This is a genomic window from Rubinisphaera italica (genome assembly GCF_007859715.1).
GTDB classification, from domain to species: Bacteria; Planctomycetota; Planctomycetia; order Planctomycetales; family Planctomycetaceae; genus Rubinisphaera; species Rubinisphaera italica.
The window spans coordinates 5087126-5111400 of record NZ_SJPG01000001.1; the positions used below are offsets into that span (position 1 = coordinate 5087126).

Annotated in this window: 17 protein-coding genes; 6 read left to right on the plus strand and 11 right to left on the minus strand. The window is 49.6% G+C overall.

Annotation, left to right across the window (positions count from 1 at the left end):
- Positions 1-78: 78 nt before the first annotated feature.
- Complete coding sequence (locus tag Pan54_RS19430) at positions 79-1065, plus strand: IS30 family transposase (RefSeq protein WP_165441826.1); 987 nt, start codon at positions 79-81, stop codon at positions 1063-1065.
- Here the strand turns inward: Pan54_RS19430 and Pan54_RS19435 are convergent.
- Positions 1018-2436, minus strand: a complete 1419-nt coding sequence (locus Pan54_RS19435) for a serine/threonine protein kinase (RefSeq protein ID WP_146505063.1) — start codon at positions 2434-2436, stop codon at positions 1018-1020. The two genes, Pan54_RS19430 and Pan54_RS19435, sit on opposite strands and share 48 nt — an antisense overlap.
- A gap of 57 nt (positions 2437-2493) precedes the next feature.
- Complete coding sequence (locus Pan54_RS19440; protein WP_146505064.1) at positions 2494-3120, minus strand: RNA polymerase sigma factor; 627 nt, start codon at positions 3118-3120, stop codon at positions 2494-2496.
- A 203-nt stretch (positions 3121-3323) separates the two neighbouring features.
- Here Pan54_RS19440 and Pan54_RS19445 point away from each other — a divergent pair, with 203 nt between their 5' ends.
- Positions 3324-3692 (plus strand): SpoIIAA family protein, encoded by a 369-nt coding sequence (locus Pan54_RS19445; RefSeq protein ID WP_165441869.1) that lies wholly within the window; start codon positions 3324-3326, stop codon positions 3690-3692.
- A 290-nt stretch (positions 3693-3982) separates the two neighbouring features.
- On the opposite strand, the gene Pan54_RS19450 is transcribed toward Pan54_RS19445, so the two are convergent.
- The gene (locus Pan54_RS19450; protein WP_165441870.1) at positions 3983-5164 is read right to left on the minus strand and encodes a M28 family metallopeptidase; all 1182 of its coding nucleotides are present in this window, start codon (positions 5162-5164) and stop codon (positions 3983-3985) included.
- Positions 5165-5213: 49 nt separating this feature from the next.
- Positions 5214-6161, minus strand: a complete 948-nt coding sequence (locus Pan54_RS19455) for a site-2 protease family protein (RefSeq protein ID WP_146505067.1) — start codon at positions 6159-6161, stop codon at positions 5214-5216.
- 305 nt (positions 6162-6466) lie between these two features.
- On the opposite strand from Pan54_RS19455, the gene Pan54_RS19460 reads away from it, so the two are divergent.
- Entirely contained in the window at positions 6467-7966 is a 1500-nt protein-coding gene (locus Pan54_RS19460; protein WP_165441871.1) for a serine/threonine protein kinase, read from the plus strand.
- Between the two features lie 145 nt (positions 7967-8111).
- Positions 8112-8873: a 2-phosphosulfolactate phosphatase gene (locus Pan54_RS19465; protein WP_207310181.1), complete on the plus strand. Its 762-nt coding sequence runs from the start codon at positions 8112-8114 to the stop codon at positions 8871-8873.
- A gap of 45 nt (positions 8874-8918) precedes the next feature.
- Here Pan54_RS19465 and Pan54_RS19470 read toward each other — a convergent pair whose 3' ends face one another.
- The 3 genes from Pan54_RS19470 to Pan54_RS19480 all read right to left on the minus strand — a co-directional run bounded on the left by Pan54_RS19470 (position 8919) and on the right by Pan54_RS19480 (position 13954).
- Positions 8919-10754, minus strand: coding sequence for a UbiD family decarboxylase (locus Pan54_RS19470; RefSeq protein WP_146505070.1), 1836 nt, complete (start codon positions 10752-10754; stop codon positions 8919-8921).
- Positions 10755-10923: 169 nt separating this feature from the next.
- A complete protein-coding gene (locus Pan54_RS19475; RefSeq protein ID WP_207310182.1) occupies positions 10924-11661 on the minus strand; it encodes a hypothetical protein in 738 nt (245 codons plus the stop codon).
- A 190-nt stretch (positions 11662-11851) separates the two neighbouring features.
- Positions 11852-13954 carry a pilus assembly protein N-terminal domain-containing protein gene (locus Pan54_RS19480; protein WP_146505071.1) on the minus strand — a complete coding sequence of 701 codons (2103 nt, stop codon included), beginning with the start codon at positions 13952-13954 and terminating at the stop codon, positions 11852-11854.
- Positions 13955-14392: 438 nt separating this feature from the next.
- Here Pan54_RS19480 and Pan54_RS19485 point away from each other — a divergent pair, with 438 nt between their 5' ends.
- Together Pan54_RS19485 and Pan54_RS19490 are read left to right on the plus strand one after the other, a co-directional pair.
- A complete protein-coding gene (locus tag Pan54_RS19485; protein WP_146505072.1) occupies positions 14393-16291 on the plus strand; it encodes a hypothetical protein in 1899 nt (632 codons plus the stop codon).
- Positions 16292-16613: 322 nt separating this feature from the next.
- Complete coding sequence (locus Pan54_RS19490) at positions 16614-17135, plus strand: hypothetical protein (RefSeq protein ID WP_146505073.1); 522 nt, start codon at positions 16614-16616, stop codon at positions 17133-17135.
- 268 nt (positions 17136-17403) lie between these two features.
- Here Pan54_RS19490 and Pan54_RS19495 read toward each other — a convergent pair whose 3' ends face one another.
- The 4 genes from Pan54_RS19495 to Pan54_RS19510 all read right to left on the minus strand — a co-directional run bounded on the left by Pan54_RS19495 (position 17404) and on the right by Pan54_RS19510 (position 24173).
- On the minus strand, positions 17404-17805 hold the full coding sequence (locus tag Pan54_RS19495) for a hypothetical protein (RefSeq protein WP_146505074.1): 402 nt from the start codon (positions 17803-17805) through the stop codon (positions 17404-17406).
- 209 nt (positions 17806-18014) lie between these two features.
- Entirely contained in the window at positions 18015-19856 is a 1842-nt protein-coding gene (locus Pan54_RS19500) for a hypothetical protein (RefSeq protein ID WP_146505075.1), read from the minus strand.
- A 163-nt stretch (positions 19857-20019) separates the two neighbouring features.
- The gene (gene rho, locus Pan54_RS19505) at positions 20020-21636 is read right to left on the minus strand and encodes a transcription termination factor Rho (protein ID WP_146505076.1); all 1617 of its coding nucleotides are present in this window, start codon (positions 21634-21636) and stop codon (positions 20020-20022) included.
- Between the two features lie 1520 nt (positions 21637-23156).
- Positions 23157-24173 carry a thioredoxin family protein gene (locus Pan54_RS19510; protein WP_146505077.1) on the minus strand — a complete coding sequence of 339 codons (1017 nt, stop codon included), beginning with the start codon at positions 24171-24173 and terminating at the stop codon, positions 23157-23159.
- Positions 24174-24275: the final 102 nt, after the last annotated feature.

The window sequence follows — 24275 nt, forward strand, 5'->3', positions numbered from 1 at the left end:
TGATGGAAAAAGAGTGACATTCGTGAGATGGTTTGTTTTGACCAAACGACCATCAATCCTACTAAGAAGAAATCACGAATGTCACACACGCATCTTACTGCTGAGGAACGTGATTCCATAGCGCACATGCACGCCCTGGGACACTCTCGAATAGAAATTGCGCGCGAGTTATCCCGAGACCCCAGCACGATCTCCCGAGAACTGCGGCGGAATTCGGATGCGACCGGGAAGTATTTCGCCGGGAAAGCCGACCGCAAAGCGCGACGGCGTCGACAACTCTGCAAACTCCCCTGGAAACTCAACCACGCTCCGCTCAAAGAATTCCTGCTCGATAAGTTGTCTCTCAAGTGGTCGCCGGAACAGATTGCAGGTCAACTCTTGCGACTGCATCCTCGGGAGGCCAGAATGCGAATATCCATTGAGACGATTTACGCCTGGATCAAAGCAAACAAAAAGCAGGGCGGCAACATCTACAGGCAGCTGCGTCAATCGAGAAAGAAACGCCGCAAACGCTACGGCACAGGGATCTCCAGACGATGCGACCCGACCAAAAAGCCAATGGATCAGCGACCGGTTTCTGCACGCAATCGTTCGCGGATCGGGCACTGGGAATCGGATACCATCGAGGGTCAAAAGGGGACCGGCTACATTGTCACGCATGTCGAACGCAAGACCGGCTATCTTGTGGCGAGCTATCTGCCGGACAAGAAAGCATCGACGTTGAACGCGGCTTCGGTGTTTGCGTTTGAGGGGTTGCCATCGTCATTGATTCGAACTTTGACGACGGACAACGGGAGTGAGTTTTCGGGTCATCGAGAGTTGGAGCAAGCCCTGCATTGTGCGATCTATTTTGCTCCGGCTCGCCAGCCGTGGCAACGCGGCCAGAATGAGAACACCAACGGGCTTCTGCGGCAATACTTCCTGAAGGGGAGCGATTTCCGTAAACTGAAAGCCGAGGATATTCAAGCGGCTGTGATGGAGTTGAACAACCGGCCTCGCAAAAAGTACCAATTCAAATCACCACACGAACTGTTCGAACCCAAAACCCGTGCATTTCAAAATTGAATCCACCACTTTCAGTAAGTCACGTCGGATTTTTGAAGCTCCGGGAACCTGATACAACTTCCGCTGGACGGTCTCAATTATCGTCTCCAGCGAAGTCAGGGCGACACGAATACCTTCATCGGCTCGCTCGGCTCTCTGGTTCGCCAGGATGGCAAAGTATGTTGAAACAGCCGTTCCTATCAGCAGGCTGACAACAACACTCACCATCATCCCGGCCAGGGCAGGCTTTCGGACACACCACCGCCAGAGCTTAACGGGAGCAGAAACAGGTCGAGCGAGAATCGGCAGTCCATCCAGATAACGCTTCAATTCCAGTTTCAATTCCTCAGCTGATTGATAGCGAGAAGCTGGATTCTTCTCAAGACATTTCAGGCAGATCGTTTCGAGATCGCGGCTCACTTCAGGATTCAGGACGCGGGGGGAAACAGGAGGATCTTCAATCACCTGCATGATTGTTTTGACGGCATTGTCCGACTGGAACGGAGGGCGTCCCGTTAGAGTGGCATACAACAATGCCCCAATCGAATAGACATCCGAGAGTGTACCAATTTCACTGACCTGTCCACGTGCCTGCTCGGGAGACATAAAGCTCGGTGTGCCAATCACCTGTCCTGTTTTTGTCAGCTGATCATTCTGATTCACCTGCTTGGCCAAGCCAAAGTCAGTCACATGCGGGTCGCCATGATGATCGACGAGAATATTCCCCGGCTTCAAATCGCGATGCACAATTCCTTCCTCATGTGCGTAAGCAATGGCCGCTGAAATCTTTCGAATCATTTCTGCTGCCTCACGCGTCGGGAGGAGTCCGTTTTGCAATAACTCTTTCAAACTGGTGCCGGAAATAAAACCCATCGAAAAGTAGTGCTGGCCATCACTGACTCCAACATCAAATACAGGAACAATGAATTGATGGGTCAACTTAGCCGCGGCCTGGGCTTCGATTTGAAATCGTTGAACTTCTTCCACATCGGCCTGCTGACCATAGAGCATCATCTTAAGAGCGACTTTGCGATCGGCATTAATCTGGCGTGCCAGATACACAATCCCCATCCCGCCATGGGCAATGATCGATTCAATTTCATAGCCTTCAACAGCAGGCATAAACCCCGTTTTCGCTATTCGCTTCAGGCCGTTCTCGGCTATTGCAGCCGCGATTCGATCTGCGATGTGGGTTTCCCACTGAGGATGTGAGGTTTCATGATCAAGATTCAAGACGGTTTTAATCGTCTCGGTTTGCTCAGATAACTTTTCCATGCGAGACTGGCAAGCCTCACAATCGGACAGATGAGGTTCCAGTTCCTGCAGATCACTGGAGCTGATCGTTCCCTGAAGCACCTCAATCAGCAAATTGTCATCCGGGCAGTGTGACATTTGTCTGAAAGTTTCTCACGAAAGAAAATTGGGTATTGGGACTGAAAGTGAAGTCGATCAGGAATTGAGTCGGAATATCTGCTCACTGCTTTCCTGAAGTTTCTCGACTTCAGCAGCAATCATCTTCTGCACCTGATAGCGACTCGAATAAACCGTTGGCACCAGCATGCCAAGTTCCTCGGCGACTTCATGTCCCGACTTTTGTTCGATGGAAATCTGTTCCCACGCTTTCCAACGCTGAGGCTCGATTCGCTGTTTCACTCTTTGCTTGGCAATCTCGAGAATTTCCAGATCGAACTCATCACACAAGCGGGTTGTCAGGTCCGCCTGTGCGACCGCAGAATCCAACTGATCCAGTTCGGCTTGAATTTCAGACGCCCGTTTCTCTGCACGAAGTTCCCGAAAGAAATCGGTAATTGCATTTTCCGTAATGCGTCGGAGCCAGCCTCGAAATGTGAGATTCGATTGATACTCGAAGCTCCCCATTTGTCGAGCCAGTTTGATCAGAACATTTTGCGTCACGTCCTCCGCATCAGCCGGCTGCAACTTCCGATTCAGACACCACTCATAAATCCGACGTCCGTAACGATTCACAAACGCATTCCACGCCTCAGGATCGCGATCATTCTCACGAATCCTCAGTAACAGACTAACATGAGTTTGGGAGGCCGAAATATCCGACATAACATTACTTCGCTGAGAAACTTTCAGACAAGAAGTTCACAATATCAAATTGTACAGTGATAATTTATAGTACCCTGACAAGGCCTCTTATTGCCAGTTGAAATGCAGTCATTTAGCGTTGATTTCTGGATCATGGTTACATGATTTCTCACAAAAGGTTTTCGCAAATCATCCAAGGTTCCATAAAAAGAAAGGCGATACCAATGCTACATGCAGAACTTCTGGAAACCGTAGGCATTCTCATCATCAAGCCGGAGGCTCCTCTTTCCGAAGACGATTTCAAATCCGTCGCTACGATTGTCGATCCCTACATCGAGGCGCACGGCCAGTTGCAGGGAATTTTGATTCAAGCGGAGAAGTTTCCTGGGTGGAAGAATTTCTCCTCGTTTCTCAGTCATTTCCGATTTGTGCGCGATCATCATGAGCATGTCGGAAAAGTTGCCGCGGTTTCTGACAGTGGGTTTCTGGAAATTGCTCCGCTGATTGCCAGGCATTTTGTCAAAGCCGATGTTCGTCATTTTCCCGCTGACGAGTTTCCTCAGGCAATGACCTGGCTTCAATCAAAGTCATAACTCGACATTTTCTGAAAAGGCAGTTAATATAAAGTTTATGCTGAATACATTCTTCAGCATCAATCACGCTGCATTTAATTCAGGAGAGACTCCCATGGGAGACCGCGGCAGTAAAGACAAGGGTGGCAAAGAAGCGAAAAAGAAATCCACTCAATCGCTTAAAGAAAAACGCAAGGCGAAAGCCGACAAGAAGAGTCGTGGTGATAGCTAATCACCTCGATTTCTGGATGTGAAAAAGCCAGCTCGATCTTTGGATCGGGCTGTTTTTATACCTGGAGTGAACTCGCTTCTCAAAACACGGTGAACAGCAACATCTGCGTCGTGCGAGTCAACCAGCGTTGGTCTTCCGGCGTAATCGTTTTCTGGGAGAGGATCCGCTCGGCTCGAGAACGCGTTTGGTCCACGAAGAATTTCTGAATCGCCGTCAGTTCCCATTCCACGGCATGCTCGTCAATCTGACGGCAGATTTCCAGAATCGCTTTTACTTCCGACGGATCAATCTCAGGAGATTCGATCCATTCTGGAGCTTTCTGCTGATTGCCTATCGCAACTATCAATCGAGCCAGTCCCGTGGAGATGGCGGCGACCTGTTCAAAGTCAATTTTGTCGGCAGTGTCAACCATCGTGTGGTAATCGCGGGATTGTCCTGTCGAGGCGAACAGGAACGGAATTTTCCGATCTCGGAACGGGCCGTAATCGCTGCGTAAACCAACGAAATCATCACTTAACAGAACCGGCTGGACGGTATCTGCGAATGGAATTTTGCTGACGGTTTTTCGGACTCCCGAACCGTGCTCGGCTCCACACAGAAACACAGAATCGATCGGCAAATCTCCCAGCGAACGTCCCAGCATATCCGCGACTATGACAAACTTGATATCCTCCAGAGGCACGGGAGGATGAGCGGTCCACCAACGGGAACCGAACAGCAAATGCTCTTCGAGATCGAAACTGACAAACAACACCGAGCGATCCAGTTTGATATCAGATCGTATCAGCGACTTGGCCACTTCAACGACCATCGCCACTCCGGAAGCATTATCGTCGGCCCCATAATAAATGCCCGATTTCCGGGAGCCGAGATGATCGTGATGGGCGGCGACGATCAAATATTCATTGGGGAATTGGGCTCCTGCTGGAGTCCAGCGAGCCGTCACATTCCAGCCAGCAGTTGTCGAATTTCCAGCTTCATCGACAGGACCAGGAATTACCTGCAAAAATGACTCTTCTGCAAAGACCGGTTGTAGCTTCAGTTTCTCAAACTGATCAGTCACATACTCGGCTGCCATCAAAGCTGATGCCCCGCTACGGCCTGCAAATTCGTCACTGGCAAGTGTTTCAATATGACGCCGTACACAAGCAACAGGCACCGGAACAGGAGTTTCTTCCCCTGCTTGCGCAAAAACTTGCTCCGTTACACACAGAGTGATCAGCACGAGAACTCGAAACGAGTATAGAATATTTTGTTTCATGCAAATCATTCTCTGCAGTGAATCGGGACATGCCTCATACCAATTCGAATTAGCCACCGATAACGATGGGCGTGGGAGTAAATCCAATAAAGATGAATGGTAGCGTAATGCAACCGAGGACGACGCGGAACCAGCCGAGTGGGGCTCGGTCGTTGGAAGTGGGAGGATGATAAGGCCCCATCATGATGATCAGGAAGAGCATCAGCATAAACGTAAGATTACCCGTGATGAACATATAGGCAAGTGCGCCGGCGATGAGTGCTCCGGCTACGTAGTGGGCTTTTCGACCGAGCAGTGTATACAGAATATGGCCTCCATCGAGTTGACCGATGGGAATGAGATTGAGAGCGGTGATAAAGATTCCAACCCACCCGGCATCGAGAATGGCACTTTCGAGGACCATTCCTGCAGGCCAGTCACCGCGGACACCCCAGACGATCCACTTCATCAGCGGAGGAGCGATGAATTGGAATTCATCTGAGCGGATCTGATCAACAGGAACCGCCTGCGCGGTCGCGGCACCATATATACAGACGGGGATTGCCAGGACGAGACCGGCTAATGGGCCGGCGATGGCGATATCGAAGAGAGCTTTACGATCTTCACGGCCTCCCTGCTTAACGATGACTGCACCAAATGTTCCCAGAGGAGAATAGGGCATCGGGATAAAAAACGGTGGCGTAGCCGGGACACGGTAAATGAGAGAGGCGATGTAGTGGCCCATCTCGTGAGCGAGAAGAATGGCCATGACGGGGATCATGTAGCCGAAGCCATCGGAGTAGCGGCTATCACCCACAGACCAGGTTGTGTAACAGGTGACCAGGAAAAGTCCCAGCGACCAGAGATATTGTTTGCGTGTCGGACCAGAATTGCGGAACTGGGGTCGCTGAGTGGGCGGAGATGTGCCGCCTCCTGAAACTTTGACGGTTCTGCCATCGGGGAAGATGAGAATTTCCTCAACCTGTGTCCGGGATTGTGGGTCGGGTTGTTCGGGCATGGCGGAAGACAATCTGGCGGTCAGTATTAGAGTTTGTGAACTTTTAACCTAATTATCCCGTCTCTGGAGCGCAAATCAATCATACAGGTGTCGACTGCGGGCATCCTTTCTTCTGCAGGAGTGAAGAATGAAGCCAAAGTGTTCGATTTTGCGACACATTTAAGAGTGATCGCACAATTATCCGACATCTTCTGAGCAATTTTGGGGAAGAAATCGGCGGTGGGTGCGTTACTTGTGTATTCAACTGACCAGGGACTTATATGGTCGATGACTGCCAATTGCTCCCATGCCTGAGGATACCTCCCGTGTCTGCTCAACTTCATATTTCAGACTGTGCCCAACAGGTTCGATTGCTTAAGCAATTGCGCCGATTCGAGCTTCTAGACGAGAATCGAATTCGTGAACTGGAGAAAGAGTTGTTGTTCAATGATGTTCCTCAGACCGTTTGCTTGAAACAGCTGGTGGGATCACGAGAGTTAACTTCGTATCAGATAAATAAGTTGCTTCAAGAGGAAGCCGACCAGTTAGTGCTGGGTAACTATCTGCTGAAGAAGCCGTTAGGGGCAGGGGGGATGGGTGAGGTCTATCTTGCCGAACATCGTAGGATGCAGCGCGAGGTGGCATTAAAAGTCCTGGCGCCGAAGTTTGTGCAGGATGAGGAAATGCGGCTGCGGTTTCAACGAGAGATTCAGGCCATCGGCCGGTTGTCTCATCCGAATATTGTGACGGCTTTTGATGCAGATGAATCGGACGGGTCCTACTTTCTTGTAATGGAATATGTGGCGGGAGCAGATCTGGCGGCTCTGGTTCAGAAGAACGGAGCGATGTCGGTTTCGCAGGTGATGAACTGTATTCTCCATGCCGCTCATGGACTGGACTATGCCCATCGAGAAGGTGTGATTCATCGGGATATCAAGCCTCAGAATCTCCTGCTGACTCGAGCGGGTCAACTGAAGATTCTGGACCTTGGACTGGCCCGACTGGATCAGAAATCGATGCCGCAAGAAAGTTTAACTGAAACCGGCAGCATGATGGGAACGGTCGACTTTATGGCTCCCGAACAGGCAATGAACGCTCACATGGCTGATGCCCGTAGTGATATTTATTCCCTCGGCTGCACCCTGTTTTATCTACTCACCGGCACGACAATGTATTCCGAAACAACACTGGTGGAAAAACTGTTTGCCCATCGAGATCAGCCGATCCCTGATCTGCCAATGGAAACGGGACATCCACTGAATGCAATTTACCAGAAGATGGTGGCGAAGAATCCTGAGGATCGATTTCAATCCATGCACGAGGTGGTTGAAAAAATCGAACTGTTGATAAAGAATCAGCAGAATTCGGAAACCGTTTTGTTTCCAGGAGTCTTTCAGGATTCCGATTTTGAGCCGATCGATCGCTCAAATAACCGTCGACAGAATTTGAAATCGACTCGTGTGGATCATGCGGCGAAGGAGACGGTTAAAGGAAAGGCTTCAATGGAATCGACCGTGCTGATCCCGATGTTGCTGACCTATGACATGTCTTCCAGGAATCCGTTGGGAGAAAATGCGGACCTTGACTCCAATTCAAAATTGAGTTGGCTGAAGGCTGGGTTAATTGGTCTGGTGATGTTACTGGTCTATGCCGGAATGACTGGACGATTCTTCGCGGGCAGAGAGGGTAGTCCGAAAGAGTTGCCAGCGGTGATGGGCCATGTGGAAACTGACAGGGCGTCCTCAGCAGATCGCGAAGCAATAGGCAATGGCGCCTCTGCGGATTTCAACAGCAGACGTCTTGGTTGTTTTAATTCTGGAAAGTAATGCGGCACGCAATCAATTTACACTTTGCGGATTTGTGCCGGTTTCGAATGTCTGCCTCACGTGCAATTTTCTGGATAACCTGAGAGAATACCCCGAACTTCAGACTATGATTCTTTCCGCAATTTCAGGAAAACGCTCGTTCCTTATGGCTATCGATCCTACGACTCAAACTCGACAACTCACGACGTATTTACTACCCGATTTAATCCCTGCCAATCAAAAAATGGAAGGTAGCGCAGTCGTGATTGATATTCTGCGTGCATCGAGCACCATCTGCATGGCACTGGAGTCAGGAGCATCTGCAGTGATTCCCTGCGAGCATATTGAGACGGCTCAACTGACACGAAAAGACTTTGATGATGAAACGGTACTGATGGGAGGCGAACGGCAGGGGGTTAAGATTGAAGGATTTGATCTGGGAAATTCTCCGCGAGACTACACGAAGGACGTTGTCGGGAATCGGACTTTGATTTTCAGCACAACGAATGGCACGCGCGCTTTGCATCGATGTCAGACGGCTGAGAGAGTCGCGATTGGATGTTTTCTGAATCGATCCCCCATCGTGAACTGGTTACAGCAGGATGCAGGGCCGATACATATGGTTTGTGCGGGAACCGATGGAAAGATCACACTGGAAGACTGTCTGTTCGCTGGAGCAGTCGCAGAGGGGTTGATTTCACGCGGCGAGCAGCTCGACATGAACGATGCGACTCGCCTCTGTTTGAACCTGTATCACATGTCGATTCAGCATAGCGAGGGAATTCTTCTGAGACTGCTGGAATCTCAGGGAGGACAAAATCTCCAACATCTTTCGATGCAGGAAGACGTCGCTTTCTGTGCTCAGGTGGATGTCCTGGAAAATGTGCCGGTATGGGACAGTGGATTGAATCGGATTAACAACGATTAATTCGACAAGTCCTGACAGCATGATCTCATTCGTTCAAAGAGATCTCTATGAAATGATCCCGTGCAGTGGGCCCCTTTTTGCTGCCAGAGCATCGACACTGCGGGTCACTTCCGGGTCTTCAATCAAAGGTGGGGCATGGTGCGGTTTGACGCGGGCATCGATAATTAATGCTCCCTCACAACCCCAGTGCTTTTGATCGGTGAAGGCTCCAATTCCAAAAATATCGGCGGCAGGGTTGCTGCGGGTAAATGTCGTCCACAGGAAATTGTTGAGCGTCGCGGCAGCGAACTCTGCATCATCGACAACAATCACCAGACGGAATTTATTGACGGGGTGAGTAACTGGTAAATCGAGTAAAGGCTGTATTCCTCGTGATTCCTGATCGCTTTGATAGTCCAGTCCAGAAACCGCGAGGACTCCCGGCATGACCAGCTGAGCCGATAGAATCTCGTGTGGCAAATTCAAAGCACCCGTTAATTCCGCTTGCAACTCGAATTTTGGTGCGCCTGCAGCAGCGATGACTAATTTCGAGCCTTCGTTGAACCCAGAGCCGGAATAGTCGAGTGTGTCAATCGTGGTTCGTGTCTGAAAATGCAGATCTCGGGTCCAGTCGGCTCGTTGTAAAACGTGCTGCAGAAACTTGGAAATATCGTGACAGTTCAAAGACGGATCATCTTCATGAGCCGCAATGATGAGATACTTCGCGAGCGAAAGTTGACCTTGTCCGAGAATCGCATTGGCACAGGTGAGTAGTTCCTGGGGTCGACGTTCTTTTGCATAAGGGACATATCGTTCGCTACCGATTGCGAGTAACAAAGGATGCACGCCCGCAGCATCGACAGCATGGATTTCATGGACGCCAGCGATGACCGTCGGGATGATCGGTCCGGTGATTTCATGAATGATCTCCCCGAAAGCCGTGTCTTCCTGAGGGGGGCGTCCAACCACCGTAAAAGGCCAGATTGCACCGGGACGATGGTAAACGGCTTCAACATTCAATACCGGAAACTCGTGCTGGAGACTGTAATACCCGAGGTGATCGCCAAAGGGGCCTTCGGGCAACTGGCGTTCCGGGTCGATAGTGCCGACGATACAAAAGTCGGCTTCAGCATAAATGCCGGCTCGATTCGGTGAAGTAATCATTGGAATCCGATGACCGGCAAGCGCTCCTCCAAACATCAGTTCCGACATCCCTTCCGGCAGCGGCATGACGGCAGCGAGTGTCATCGCAGGGTGCCCGCCGACGAAAATATTGACACGAAACGGTTTCCCCTCAGCCAAAGCATGAGAGTGGTGCACGCCGATACTGCGATGGATCTGGTAGTGCAGTCCGATTTGCCGATTCGGTTCGTATTCATTCCCCGAAAGCTGTACGCGATACATTCCCAGGTTCGATCCCATCAAACCCGGTTTCGCAACATCCTCAGAATAGACCTGCGGCAGAGTCACAAACGCTCCTCCATCCTTCGGCCAGGAAACCAGTTGAGGCAGATCTTCGATTTGGATTTGATGCTTCAGGATTGGGCCGCGACGGACTTTCCTGGGCAGCATCCTGATGGCAGTTGGTAACGCTTTGAGAGATTTGAGAGGAGCCTTGAAGCCTGCATTCGGATCAATTTTTAATGCAACGAGTTGACGAACGTTTTCGAGTGTATGCCGGAACAAATAGCGAGTCCGGTCCATCGTGCCGAACAGATTGCCCACCATGGGAAAACGACAGCCAGTCACATTTTTGAAGAGCAGTGCAGGGCCTTGTGCCTGATAGACACGACGTTGAATTTCTGCCATCTGCAAATGGGGATCGATCGGCACATCGATTTCAAGCAGGTGCTGCCCGCGTTTTAAATCGTTCAGACAGGCAGCAAGAGATCTATTGGCCATGATGGAACGTTCTATAGGTCAGGCTGTGCCTGACGAAATTGACTGAAATCCTTTATTACATCAACAGATTCTAGCCAAAACGTACTGAAGTTCGAGGCATAAAAAAAGCGGCACTTACTAGAAGTGCCGCTTTTAATTTGTACAAGGTGTTCAAGTGAAACTCGCTGGCTTAAAAGAATCCGCCACCAGCTCCACCGCCACCGCCGAATCCGCCATTTGCACCGCTGCCTAATCCGTTGTTGCTGAAGTTATTGTTGTTTCCGCCTCCGCCAATGTGCTGATACCAGTCGCGTTCTGATTCGATCGAGTTGTAACCAGGACCGTAAGGTGTCGAGACGATTGTCCGTTGTTGACCATCGGGATTGCCGAGGTCTGTCAGGATTTGAGCGACCAGATCGCGACGGTAAGCATCGAGTTCTGGATTTGAATTATTCTCAGATCGTTCGACCAGGACCGGAAACGGGGCCGATCGCATACGAGCGGAAATTTCGAGAATCTTGTCTTTACCATCTGGTGTCAACTCGGCAGTTTCCAGAACGAAGTCCCGATCATACAAAATGAAATCGACAGCTTCGGCATTGGTTTCCATTGCCTGATAGTGAGACCGTACTACGACGCCCAATGGAAGTACTTCAGGAATGGCATGGCTGCGGAATCGGCTCCAGAAGCGGGCGCTTGCTGTCGACCAGGAATAACCCCAGCCTCCACTTCCGGCCCCCCAGGAGGAACCACCATCGTCACAGACTTCACAGGTTTCACAGGTTTCGCAACCGGTTTGACAGACGTCACAACTTGCCACTTCGCAAGTATCACATGACGAACCGCCACGCCAACCGGCACAGCCAGTCATGAGACTGGTTCCCAGTACCATGACGGTCGAAAACATTGTCCAGGATGAACGGGTCATATTCCCCCCCGAGAATAACTGAAGCGACGATTATTGCGTCGTTTTAAATTCTATTACAAATATACCGGTTTCAATTTGCTTAAAACCGCTTTCTCATTGAACGATATCGTCGTTCCGTCAAACACTAATTACCGTTTCACAGGGAAATATTCATCAGTTCCCCAAATTCGACACATCTAATCCAACCAGTTTAACGCTGCTGGTACTGTGGAGTTTGAATGTAACGGGTATTGGAAACGGGAGCCGCGTATTGCTGATTGAACATTTGTGTGTTGTAGTTCGGAGTTCCAGCCGGATTCATCATTGCTGCCGTAGGATTTCCACCGCGATAAGACTGAGCCCCCGCGTCAGGAACCGGCATCATTGGATTTGGCGACTGCAACATTTGAGAATTGTTCTGGTATCCTTGAATGGGATGACTTGGATAATTCTGAGTCGGCGGAGCCATCCTCGGCTGCGGATTCATCATCCCCTGGTTTCCCTGAGGCTGATACATTTGCTGCTGATACATGTTCTGCTGGTTCATTATCTGAGGATTCATCATCTCCTGATCGTAGTACTGCTGCTCAGTCGGATACTGATTATAAACGCCATTGTCAAACCCCTGTCCCTGCTGCATTTCGACACCGGGAAGACCATTGCTGTTTCCCTGATATCGGGAATTCTGGTTCATCCAGGGAGCTGGCGAAGGCACACCACTTGGCTGATTCGCCTGAGGAATCGGTCCATACTGCGGTGTTGCTGGTGAAGGATTGTAGACGTTGAATCCAACAGGTGTTGGTTCGCCAACATGATTTCCGTAAGGAGCCAGCTGATACACTTCGTTATCGGGAGCCCCTTCGGTCATCGCATAGCGATAAAGTTCAGGATCGTTCGGGTGTGTGACATTGAAGCCGGGAACCGGAGGAACTTCATCAGGATCCATCGCCCGGACAAGTTCTGGAGTGACCAGAACAATCAGTTCCAGTTCATCTTCGTTCGCCCGCTTACTGTTGAACAACAAAGGTCCAATCAGTGGGATTTCCCCGAGGTAGGGAATTCGAGTCACTTCCGTACTTTGCTGACGTGAAAGCAATCCGCCCAGAACAATGGTTTGTCCTTCTCTCAGTTCAACCGTTGTATTCACTCGACGAGAACTCAAACCTGGAATACCACCAACGGTGGCATTCGGATCGATCTTTGAAAACTCGGGAGAGATGCGTAAGCGAAACAGATCTCCATCGACAACAGTTGGAACTACAACCATCGATGTACCGAAGCCTCGGAACTGAGTCGTTTGACCTTGTGCTCCGCCAATACCAACTACCGTAGGCACAGCAAATTCACCCCCAGCCAGAAAAGTTGCGGGGTGTCCACTTAAGGTTGTCAATGAAGGACGCGAAAGAATTTTCGCGGTTCCGTTTGAAGCCAGCGCGCTGATTAAGACACTGACATCGCCATTGCTGAAAATACCTGTCAAAGTAGGCACACCGCCGGAAATGGCAGAGGTGAGGGCTGTACTGCCATCATTAATCAACACGTTAATGTTGACTCCCATACGTCGTAACTGAGAGCGGTTCAACTCGGCAATCGTAACGTGCAACATGACCTGGAATTCTCCGGGCACCTGCAACATATTGACAATAAAACTTGAAAACAGGTTGTCGTTATCTCGACCTGCTGGACCACCTCGATCTCCAAAATCATCTCCCCGACCACCGGCTCCGCCCGGCCCGCCGAGTCCACCGTAATCGTCGATGAATTCACCGCGAATGATTTGCAAGATCCGAGCTGCCTCAGCGGCATCCCGAGCTTCCCCTTTGACCACAAGTTTTTCGTGCAGAGGAATCAGATAGACTTTACTGTTCGGAAACAATATCGCCAACTTGCGTTCGAGCTTGCCATAATCGATTCGAACCTGTTCTTCAATGTTCGGATCGCGAATGGTCGTGATTTCATAGATCAGTGGATTGTCATCGCCTTCAAACCACAACGTTAATGTCGTTGTACCTAGGGCAGCTCCGATTATCGCAAATTCATTGTCCTCGAATGGAGCAATATCGATCACGGTTGGATCTGCGATCGCCATGCGTGTGACGCGTTTGCGAGTCTTAATCAACTGGCTGCGATTTTGAATGATCTCTAGTTTTCGTTCCACTTTGGGCATACTGATAATGCGAGCATCCAGCCCTGGCTGAGGTGCACTTTGCCCGAACGAAACGGCCGTGCATGACAGAATCAGACCACACAATGCAAGTTCCATAACTCGCAATCTGCTTGTCAGTTGCCCAATATACCTCGATGAATCCGCCATCCGAGGTCGCTCCTTCCCTGGAGTAAATAAAAATCAATCAAACTGGCTGTTCGGGTGTCCCCCAGTGGCAGCCATCTTGATGGTATCAACCAGAGATCTACGGGATATTCCGGAGTCTCTAAAGATATGAGTCCCTCATCTTAAAATGCTTTTCAATGACACATCAGGCATTCAATTCACCCAATAAAAGCCCGCATTTTAGATTTTTGGCCTTCTCATGTATTCCATTACAAAACAAGTCCACGGTTTAGGTATCGGTTGTACCGATTGTCGAGTTGATAGGAATTCTATGAATTCGCTCGGTTGTAGTTGATTTTTGCTCCTGTCCAGTGACGAATTCCGTACAATATTGCTGATCCAATGCAGCACATCTCAATATAAATGTCCATCGTGGTTGTTTGTGGCTGTCACGCTATTTTTGGAATATCATCAAATTTTATGGACCCATCGATCAGTCTGCTAAAACTGAGTGAACGCATTCAATTACTGCCTGTCATTCACGGCAGTGGAGATTATGCCGTTGAAGTTCGGCGGATCCTCCTGTCCGGGAAATTCGACTGTCTGGCCGTTCCACTTCCGGAACCATTTCAAGAGCCCGTCGAAACAGCTGTTCATCAACTTCCCGTCATCAGTGTTGTCTGGCAAAATGAGCAGGCTACTTTTGAAGCCACCCAATGGCAGCCCGACTCCTTCACAGACGATGATGATGACGACTTCGATGACGAATCGGCCACTTATGTGCCGATCGATCCCTGCCAACCGGTCATCGCCGCGATTCGGATCGCGATGCAGGAACACATTCCCCGGGCCTTTATCGATCCCGAAGTGACCCAGTTTGAAGTGATTCATACCTCACTTCCCGATCCCTACGCCGTCAAACGGCTGCATGCCGAAGCCTTCACCTCGGCTGCCATTCCGGTACTCTCAACCGCCCAGACCCCGCAATTGCTGTATCGCATTCGACACATGGCAGAACGATTGCGAGAACTCGAACGGACGCAAACATCGATTCTCTGTCTCTGCTCTTTTTCGGAATGGATGCTGATCAAAGCCGCCTATGACAATCAGGAAGCCGTCGATTCGCTAGAGAGCCCTCCGCCAACACCTGTTCAGACGGCGACGGTAACAGAAAAGTCGCTCATTTTTGCCTTGGGGGAATTGCCCTCTATTACTAGTCTGTATGAGGAAGCCCGCTTTGAACTGGATAACGATGAAAACCTGAGCGTCGACGGCATCAAGCAATTGTTGCTCCGCTCGCGTGATGTCTATGTCGAGGAGTTTAAAAAACGTGCTCGGCCCATCACTCCCAAACTCCTTGGCGTCTATTTTCGATATATCCGCAACTTATCGCTCATCGAACGCCGTTTGACGCCCGATCTTTACACCCTCATCATCGCGGCTCAACAAGTCTTCGGCGATCAGTTTGCGATCATCCTGGCCGAAGTCGCCCGGGAATATCGTTTTTCTCCACCTAACGATGCGCCTCATATCTCGATGGGCATCGATCAGGCTCGGCTGCCCGATGGCGATGTCGTGACTATGAAAACCAGGTTGCCTGGGCATCCGATCAGCTGGCGCTCGTGCAATCTCCAATCGCGTCCCCAAAAACAACAACAGAAAGAGTGGCTAACCAGTTGGAACCACTATGCCCACTGCAGCTGGCCACCTGAAGACAACGCGATCGAAAATTTTCGTTCGCATGTCAAAGATCAGGCGATGTCGATGCTCGGTAACGATCTGGCGAAAACCGAGAAGTTCACGACCAGTCTCAAGGATGGCCTCGATATCCGGGAAACACTCCGCAACTGGCACACGGGCGACCTCTACGTGAAGGAAGTTCCCCCGACCCGCGGCGGACTCGATTGCGTCGTCATGCTGTTCGATTCCCCGGCTGACCCGCGCGACTATCCTCAACGAATTACCTGGCATGCCGAGCATAACGATGAATCAACTCTCTCATTTTTTGCCTCGAACTATCTCGCAGAGATGGTCGGCCCCGGCATCGCCCTGGGACGTTACGGCGGCGCCATGTTCCTGTTCCCGCCCCGCCCCATCCGCGACATCTGGCACGACAGCCGTTTCGATTTTGTCGACACCCTCGAAGAACGCCTCATTGTCGCCGGAGCCCATCACAGTCGGGAAAAACATATCGCCCTACTGAGCGAAAAGCCCCCCGGCATCGCCTGGAAAAAACTGGCCCAACGCTCCGGCAAAAAAATCATCCACGTCCCCCTCAACAAATTCAGCCAACAAACCATCCAACAACTACGCATGTTCCACGTCCTCAACGGACAACACGTACGAGCCTATGCCTCAGAGTTTATTCGGAAGTCGTAAGTCCCCTCCAGGATCAAGTTATTTGATCCACGGATGAACACAGATTTTCACGGATGAGTTTTAAGGAGCAGGTTTGCCCAGAGAATCTCGAAGTGTTCTCTGGGCGGCAAAACCACAAGAGGGACACAATAGTCAAACCTAAGCAAAGGCAAGCCAAGTCAGTGATGACTCGGGTATTGTCACGATACTTGTTGGTTTTTCCCCCAACTTTGAAGCAGGTGCCAGACGTGTGCACATTGCTGTAGATAGAAGTAAGGTTTCTTATATGACAGAGGAACAGTCTGATAGAACACGATCAGGTTCAACTCACTCGGCATGGCCGATGACGAGGCTGATTTGTTTTGGCATCATTCTCCTTAGCGTTATTTCTTGTGTGGTCATTGCCGCGTTCCGTAGTAATGGACTGATTCAGGTCACGGTCACTGCACTCAATCCAGAAGTCGAACCTCGTGACCACAATTTACCCTTTATCAAGCAGCAAGAGTCTCTGCCCGACTATGAACTCGTTGTCAATTATTCCAACGGACTAATAACCAACTTGGGTACCAAGCCAAACAGTTCTGCAGTTCAAGGACTGACCTGGCGACTCAACGAACCGATCCCCGTTTGTGAGATTGTCGGAGTCAGGCTGCAGGATCAGGACAAACTGATTTCAGACGTCATCACCGAAGTTCAGGTGACATCCGACTCGACCGAAGCGGATGGTTATCAATTCGATTTTCAGACGGAGCATTCGGTTGCCATCGGAGTGCAATCATTCTTCCGGACTCCCATAGGCGTAGCTATCTCAGCCGCATTCTTCGTCGCAGTACTGATCATCATTTTCAGTGTTTTTATATTCTGAAAATGAATCGCGCATCTCATAATCAAGCCCATAAAGAGGCGAGCCGAGTCAGTCATGACTCGGGTGTTGTCACGACAGGTGGCTGGATGGCCCAGACGCGTGCGTCTGGGTTGCATAGCAACAGGAAGATTCATGAAAAACCGTGAATTGTGTCACCCGGTTGGAAGTTACCCTCTTATGACTTTCGTCAACCAAACGCCCGCGTTTGGCACATCCCTGCGCCTGTAAGAGAATCATGGGAAGGTGCGTCAAGACGCACCCTACTTCACTACTTGTTTGATGACTCTATTTGATCGCCTTCGGGTGTGTAAGTGGCGAACCATTCGGCTGTGGAGGCGAATCCATTTCCAGATCGCTTCATTCTTTTGCCAGTTTCAGGATGATTGAATTCTTTTCTATCTGGAATCAGAAGGATATCTGCGCAACCGCAATGAAGGCACTTCGGTGGTGATCTTCGGTTTTTTCTCCACTTGATCCGAATGTGCAATTCTGCGATCTGTTGTGGGATGTTTCCAATGACTTCGGCGAGCATACGACGACGACTTTGGGGAGCGTTTTCGATGTCGTTGATTTCCTGTTCAAGAGCTGAGACGGTTTCGATTCTCTCGCCTACGACAAAATGATTGCAATTGGGGCAGTAGTAGTCGGCCTGATTGACGGCTAGCCGCATTCCATCATCGAGAACGTAGTTGAGATAAGCGGAGCAAAGCGTCCATTCATCTGGGAGATCGTCGTCGACATAGCTATAAATGAGTGAAGCCGCGTCCCATGTTTTCTTTACATTATAATGACTGCGGTACTGTCCGCTGTTATCATTTATGATTTATAAACAGTAACCCAACCTACTGAACTAGTGAAATCTCAGCGTTCTATCCTGCTTCATTCAATGGGCCAGCCAGGTTGGCCGCTAATATGTAATTGAAATTGAGGGGGAAACATGTCTGGAGAGAGTGCCTCAGAGCCAGGTCGGTATCGTGTACCCTCTTGTAATTCCTGTCGATGAGACTTAATAAAATCGAGCCAGGCAGTTTGGATTCTTGGAAGAAATGGCTGCCAATCTTTAATTTCTTGTGCCCCATGTCCATTGCTGTCAATTGAGCCATCGATCAAAAGTCCCAGGATCACCATATTCCGATCATTGGTGAAACCTCCCATTCGCTGGAGACAGATTTCGAGTCGTTTGTCATTGGGAACACCGCATTCATGAGCAGATCGGAACGCCGCTCGGATTAACCAATCGTTTTCGGAGAGTCTGAGAACAGTTATCAAATTGGGGCCAAACTTTTTCAATTTCGACCTTCTCGCCAAATCACATGCTGCCGCCTGAACGGGCGCAAAACCATCCAAGATTGCATCCGCCACGACAGGGATGGTATCAGAGTCGAGCGGCAATGGCATATTGCGTAAAGCCAGATCGCGAATAAAGGGGATTTCGTGCTGAATCAGACCCCGAATGGTTTCGCGCCAACCTTCAGGGCGAAAATCTTCGTTAGTTCCTAAAGCTAATAGCCAGACTACGGAATTTCCTGGCGTTGTTGCTGATTCGGGTGGTCGTGCACCACGTTGTAATAATTCCTGACTCGCTCCTTCCAACGAGCTTGAGGCAGTCCAAGGGCGAAGATACGCTTTTTGCTCGATCTCGTTATGTTTCAAGTCAACTAGAACCCGGTCCATCACCTTGATTAACGCAGGGAGATCATCTTTGGTGCCAAGTGAACGAATTAATCTTGCACCCCGAATGATTCCCTCCCGGTCATCTTCAGCCAATAGTTTCCAGGCTGGGACAGCTGCCAGCTTTCTTAGCTCATCCGTCCAGGACGTGGAAGCCAGATAACTTGCATGGGAAATTGTTGAATCTTCGTGAGGGGACATTCTTCTGAGTAATAACTCTCCCGCTTTTTCTGATATCGCAGGTGAGTTGTGACTCATCAACTCCAGTAGAGCAGTGGTCGCATCAGGGAAAGCCATCTCTCCTAGCATTTTCAAGCCACGAATGTCACCCTGTTGTGCAAGTTCTTTCGCCATTGGGAGATAGACGGGATAACGCATTAGCTCGAAGTCGGCGAACTTCCGACCTTTTTTGCCCCATGAGCGATCAGAATTGTCCGGCAAGCTCAGCATTTCCTCAAACACTTCACGTGCCTGTTTCTCTTTCGGCATTATGAAGTTGAGGGTTGTGGTCACAACCGGTGCTTCATCTGGCTTTTTCCAGCCAAGATTATGATAAACTTTGATCGTATATTTTCCGGATTTCTTCACCTCCCGATATCGCATTAACTGCAACTCATCCCAATACTCCTCTCCAGGCTCAAGCGTCGGGTTACCAAACATTCCTCCAAAGTTGTTTGGATTCGGGTAGGGATCCGCAGCGGAGAGACCTTTTTCATCAATCACATCGACTTTAAATCGAATGGCACGCTTTGCTCCTGGCGTACGTCCATCTCCCCCCATACTAATATTGATTGGTTGATTTCCAGAGTTGACGAAGTGCCAATGCAAAATCACATTCTCACCGAGAAAGTAAGTCGGCTTGTCAAATTCCAGTGTAATCGTTGCATCTCGATTTTGAGTTGGAGATTTCGCAGATTTAGCCACTTCTCCAGTGTTCGGAATGGGTTTATCTTCGGCAATTAAATCATTGCAACTACTCCAGGGCGCCACCCCACTTAATAACGACATCAGGAGCAACACGAAGCACATGGTCTGTAAACTGGCTTTCATAAATTTATTTCCTGCGCTATTTTTTAGTGGACATGCTGAGAATAGCACGATTAGGAAGTGTAGTCAGTAGTGTTTGTTATGCATAAACTAGATTCGAAGACAACATAAAAAAAGCGGGTGAAAAAAATCACCCGCTTTTTGGTTCTTACATCAACCCGAAATCCTACAGCACCGTACGAATTTTGGCCAAGAATTCTTTGTTGCTCGGGAACATCGCCAGGCGGCGGGTTAGTTCTTCCATGGCTTCGGTTGGGCTCATGGTGATCAGGGCACGGCGGAGGGCGGTGACGCCTTCCATGATGTCCGGGTCGAGGATTTTTTCTTCGCGGCGGGTGCCGGATTTGGAAATGTCGATTGATGGCCAGATGCGGCGATCGGCGAGATCGCGGCTCAGGACCATTTCCATATTTCCTGTTCCTTTGAACTCCTGGAAGATAACATCGTCCATCCGGCTGCCGGTATCGATCAGGGCTGTGCCGACAACTGTCAGCGAGCCCCCTTCGTCGAAGCGGCGAGCGGTTCCAAACATCTTCTTGGGAATGTCCATCGCCTTTACATCCAGACCACCGGTCATGGTTCGGCCGGTATTGCCGACCCATTTATTGAACGCGCGGGCGGTGCGGGTGATGCTGTCCAATAAAATGAAGCAATCGCCACCGGCTTCGGCAATACGCTTGCCTCGTTCGATGATGAGCTGACTGGTTCGCACATGACTTTCAACATCGCGGTCCATCGACGAAGCAATCACTTCGCCGTTGACGAGCCGCTGCATTTCGGTCACTTCTTCAGGCCGTTCGTCAATCAGCAGCACAATCAGATGCACTTCCGGATGATTCGTACTGACAGAGTTGGCGATATCCTGCAGGAGCATTGTCTTACCGGTTCGCGGTGGTGCGACAATCAACGCGCGTTGACCTTTGCCGATTGGAGTGAGCAGATCCATGACTCGCATCGTGACCATTTCCGGTTGCGTTTCGAGTTTGATCTGCTCAAAAGGATTGATGGCGGTCAGACCATCAAAATGCTTGATCTGAGAATACTCTTCAGGGGTGCGACCATCGATACTGATGATTTCGTGCAGTCGAGGTCCCTGTCCGCGAGTGCCGGGACCGACCTGACCACGAATGAGAATCCCTTCGCGGAGACCATACTTTTCAACGGTTGTGCTGGAGACGAATGCGTCGGAATCCTGTGAAGAATAGTTGACGCTGGAGTTCCGCATAAAGCCGTAGCCTTTGGGATGCAACTCGAGAACGCCTTCGATTTCGCCTTCGATTTCATGAATCGGCTGGCCAGTTGAAGCGACATTCGATTTGGTATTGGATCGACCACCCCCACCCTGGCGTTGCGGGCCACGACCACGGCCACGACCACGATTACCACCGCCACTGTTGTTACCGCCGCTGTTATTATTGCGACCACGATTGTTATTGTTGTTGCTATTATTGCTGGTGTTGTCGTCGCGTCCGTTAGTTCGTCGACGGCGACGGCGACGAGGCGGGCGGTTTTTTTGAGAGTCTCCATCGTTCGAGCCTCCCTCTTTTCTCCCGCCTCCAGAATTAGCGTTGCTGGAGTTGTCCATCACACCATCTCCAAAATCTTCATCTTTATTTGAGGTTTTTGCCGGGGCCTTTTTGGGCTTGGCAGGGGCTTCACTTTCGGTCGCGGACGCTTTCATTTCTTCGGCTGGCTGATCCGTTGATTCAGCTTTAGTCCGTTTGCGACTTTTGGGAGCCGAGCGTGGGGTTCGGCTACTTGAGTTGGTACTCTTAGTGGGCATAAATCTTTCCTACAGTGCCTTACGTTTTTGCGATTTCTTCGCAGTAAGTGATTCTCGCGAAAAAATTCGCAGTAAGTTGTGAGCGGAGATCGTAACGATTCCGATCGACCGCATCTGGAGCATCCTGCCATTTCGTGCAGGAAAATCCAGCTCATCAGAAATCAATGACTTCCGTGTAAGTGCCTGGACGTTCCTGGTTGAATATCGAATACTCAAAAAATCAGGGGACTCAGGAAAACTTCAATACGTTGGACGCATTGGTCACCTGAGAATCAACAACATGTTCCGTTTGAGAATGATAAGAATCAGAGTCAAACTGAGAGGTTGGAAGGAAGCCTTCCGCGATCACAGAATTTTCAGTTCTTAAAATCAGCTCCCCTAAACAGTGCACGTTGAATGGATAAACAAGACAATCCTACGGACTGACATCAAACGGTTTCCGGTCGTAAATCGACCCAGAGAGACCTGACGCAGAGAACGACCAGTACCCTGTCTGGGTATTAATTCGGGAATCCAAAAACTGTAATGCACACCGTTGTCGTGCTTACAACTTACTCTTCCCAAAACCGTCACAGTAAAATCGTTACTGTCAAATTTTCACCGTGACGAACGACCAGTCATTCACTTGCGAGTTTAGATTCCTTTCCCATGGTGCTCACTCTTGAATTGCAAAATCCAAGCCGGAATGAGCCAAATGCTGTGAAAAACCGAGAAGTTTAAACTTCTCAGAAGATGACAGCCACGTTTTGAAATTCTTTTTCAAATGAATTGAACCGTCTGCTGATCTTATGAAACACAATACACAGAAATCCTGAACGCTTTCTGTTCAGAAGAACCTGCTATGTTTCTATTATTGCGTGTGAGAACAGCAATCGGACCTGTCGGGACAATGCACCGATGGTTTCACGCACTCTTTCGAGCGTAACGATCAGACTAACTTTAATCTACTACAGAGTGCTACCCTGTACACTTAGTGATCGGAAATTACGATTCGATCCACTACAGGGACCAATACGTAAAAAATTTGGAGTTAGAGAAAATTTGATTCGTGATTTCTCTGGGAAATGAACCCGAAACTGTCTTTCGCAACCCCATGGTTGTGAATAGTACTGCTCAGGAAACACTGTTATCCAGACATTTTTGCCTGGACGCTATTGACTGTTGATGGAGTCCGTTTTGTTGAAGGAACTGACCGTCTCATACTTCAACAAGGGTCATGTCTTATTACGGTAATGTAATTCCAATAAGATCGTCTCTGCAAGCGATAGGAACCTAGCAAGGCTTCCCGTCAGAATTTGAATGCACGATCTTGGCATTATGCTTTCGGCAATCGCCTTCGCACAATTGCAGTATGTACCACGCGTCAAGGCATGTCAATGCATCTTCAATTCTGTTTTTCTAACAGATCGCTTTTTTTCAGAAAAAATTATCGACCTGGTTTACTCGAAAACACTCTGACTGGAGGCACAAAAGCCATGAACTCAGGCAGAATCATTCCCGACTGCAAGTAAATTTTACTTTTATCGAATCAAAGTTGCTTCGACATCCCGGGGTGCGAGCACATGACGCGTATTCGTATATCGAGCCGGGTCGAGCTCAAATAACTTACGATTCTCTTCCGTCGTAAACAGATACAACTCCTCATTATAATAAGCGGCAAAAGCGGTCGATCCCGGAATCGCACGATCTGATTCCCAAACGATCACAGGATCGCATCCAAGTAACCGGGGGGCGAACTCGTGCGGATTCTGCTCAAACTCGCGCAGTTCTTCAGTTCCTGTGAACTGATACCGCTGCTGCTTGTGAACCATAACGAATTCTTCACTCCCCTTAACCCACTGACGGTTCTTCTTCAAACTGACTGGGCAGAATCCATCCAGAGCCAGGAACACAACTTCCGGTTCCAGTTCTGCAGTGACTTTATCCGTTCCATACGGATTGGGGACAGATTTCTGCTGACCGCCCGACTGCTCCTCAGGTTGATTAGGATCCTGAGCTTCAACGGCCAGTTTTCCTTCTTCTCCCAACTGAATTTTCCACATGGAAACGGGCACGGGATCTTTGCCGGAATTTTTACGATCGCGAAGTATCTCCTGTGACCTCTGATATTTATCGGCCACTTCGAGTCCACTGCGGACAAACTCCTGATAAGAAGCCATCCCGACCAGCTTGCTCAGCATGCGACCGTTGGCATCGATAAACACGTCCGTTGGGTAAGTATCCACCTGATACATTCGAGCCAGTTCGGTTGCCCGTTCTGCATTTACTTTGACCAGAATCACTCGTCCCCCCATTTGCTTTTGCAATTGTGGTGAAGAGAAAACGGTTTGATTCATCTGTCGGCAAGGTCCACACCAGTCGGTATAGAAGTGCAACAGGATTGGTAGATTCTGTTCGCGGGCGACTTTACGAGCCGAGTCGAAATCGTGGTACATCAACTGCGGAGTTTCAGCGGAGGCTGTCCCTGTGAAAACTCCCGAAAAAAGAGAGAACACGAACAGAGTTAGCAGATTATATTGAATGTGATTCCGTTTCATAACGGTCTCCTTGAAGTTCAGGCACGCTTTTTATTGCTATCGGTCACTAGTTCTCTAAACGAAAGCCGAGCCTTGCAGGGGACATCATTCTTCAAAGAAAGC

Excerpts from the sequence above, each read along its gene's own strand:
- Pan54_RS19430 (WP_165441826.1), top strand. The coding sequence starts at position 79 with ATGTCACACACGCATCTTACTGCTGAGGAACGTGATTCCATAGCGCAC.
- Pan54_RS19435 (WP_146505063.1), bottom strand. The coding sequence starts at position 2,436 with ATGTCACACTGCCCGGATGACAATTTGCTGATTGAGGTGCTTCAGGGA.
- Pan54_RS19440 (WP_146505064.1), bottom strand. The coding sequence starts at position 3,120 with ATGTCGGATATTTCGGCCTCCCAAACTCATGTTAGTCTGTTACTGAGG.
- Pan54_RS19445 (WP_165441869.1), top strand. The coding sequence starts at position 3,324 with ATGCTACATGCAGAACTTCTGGAAACCGTAGGCATTCTCATCATCAAG.
- Pan54_RS19450 (WP_165441870.1), bottom strand. The coding sequence starts at position 5,164 with ATGAAACAAAATATTCTATACTCGTTTCGAGTTCTCGTGCTGATCACT.
- Pan54_RS19455 (WP_146505067.1), bottom strand. The coding sequence starts at position 6,161 with ATGCCCGAACAACCCGACCCACAATCCCGGACACAGGTTGAGGAAATT.
- Pan54_RS19465 (WP_207310181.1), top strand. The coding sequence starts at position 8,112 with ATGGCTATCGATCCTACGACTCAAACTCGACAACTCACGACGTATTTA.
- Pan54_RS19470 (WP_146505070.1), bottom strand. The coding sequence starts at position 10,754 with ATGGCCAATAGATCTCTTGCTGCCTGTCTGAACGATTTAAAACGCGGG.
- Pan54_RS19475 (WP_207310182.1), bottom strand. The coding sequence starts at position 11,661 with ATGACCCGTTCATCCTGGACAATGTTTTCGACCGTCATGGTACTGGGA.
- Pan54_RS19480 (WP_146505071.1), bottom strand. The coding sequence starts at position 13,954 with ATGGCGGATTCATCGAGGTATATTGGGCAACTGACAAGCAGATTGCGA.
- Pan54_RS19485 (WP_146505072.1), top strand. The coding sequence starts at position 14,393 with ATGGACCCATCGATCAGTCTGCTAAAACTGAGTGAACGCATTCAATTA.
- Pan54_RS19490 (WP_146505073.1), top strand. The coding sequence starts at position 16,614 with ATGACGAGGCTGATTTGTTTTGGCATCATTCTCCTTAGCGTTATTTCT.
- Pan54_RS19495 (WP_146505074.1), bottom strand. The coding sequence starts at position 17,805 with ATGCGGCTAGCCGTCAATCAGGCCGACTACTACTGCCCCAATTGCAAT.
- Pan54_RS19500 (WP_146505075.1), bottom strand. The coding sequence starts at position 19,856 with ATGAAAGCCAGTTTACAGACCATGTGCTTCGTGTTGCTCCTGATGTCG.
- rho (WP_146505076.1), bottom strand. The coding sequence starts at position 21,636 with ATGCCCACTAAGAGTACCAACTCAAGTAGCCGAACCCCACGCTCGGCT.
- Pan54_RS19510 (WP_146505077.1), bottom strand. The coding sequence starts at position 24,173 with ATGAAACGGAATCACATTCAATATAATCTGCTAACTCTGTTCGTGTTC.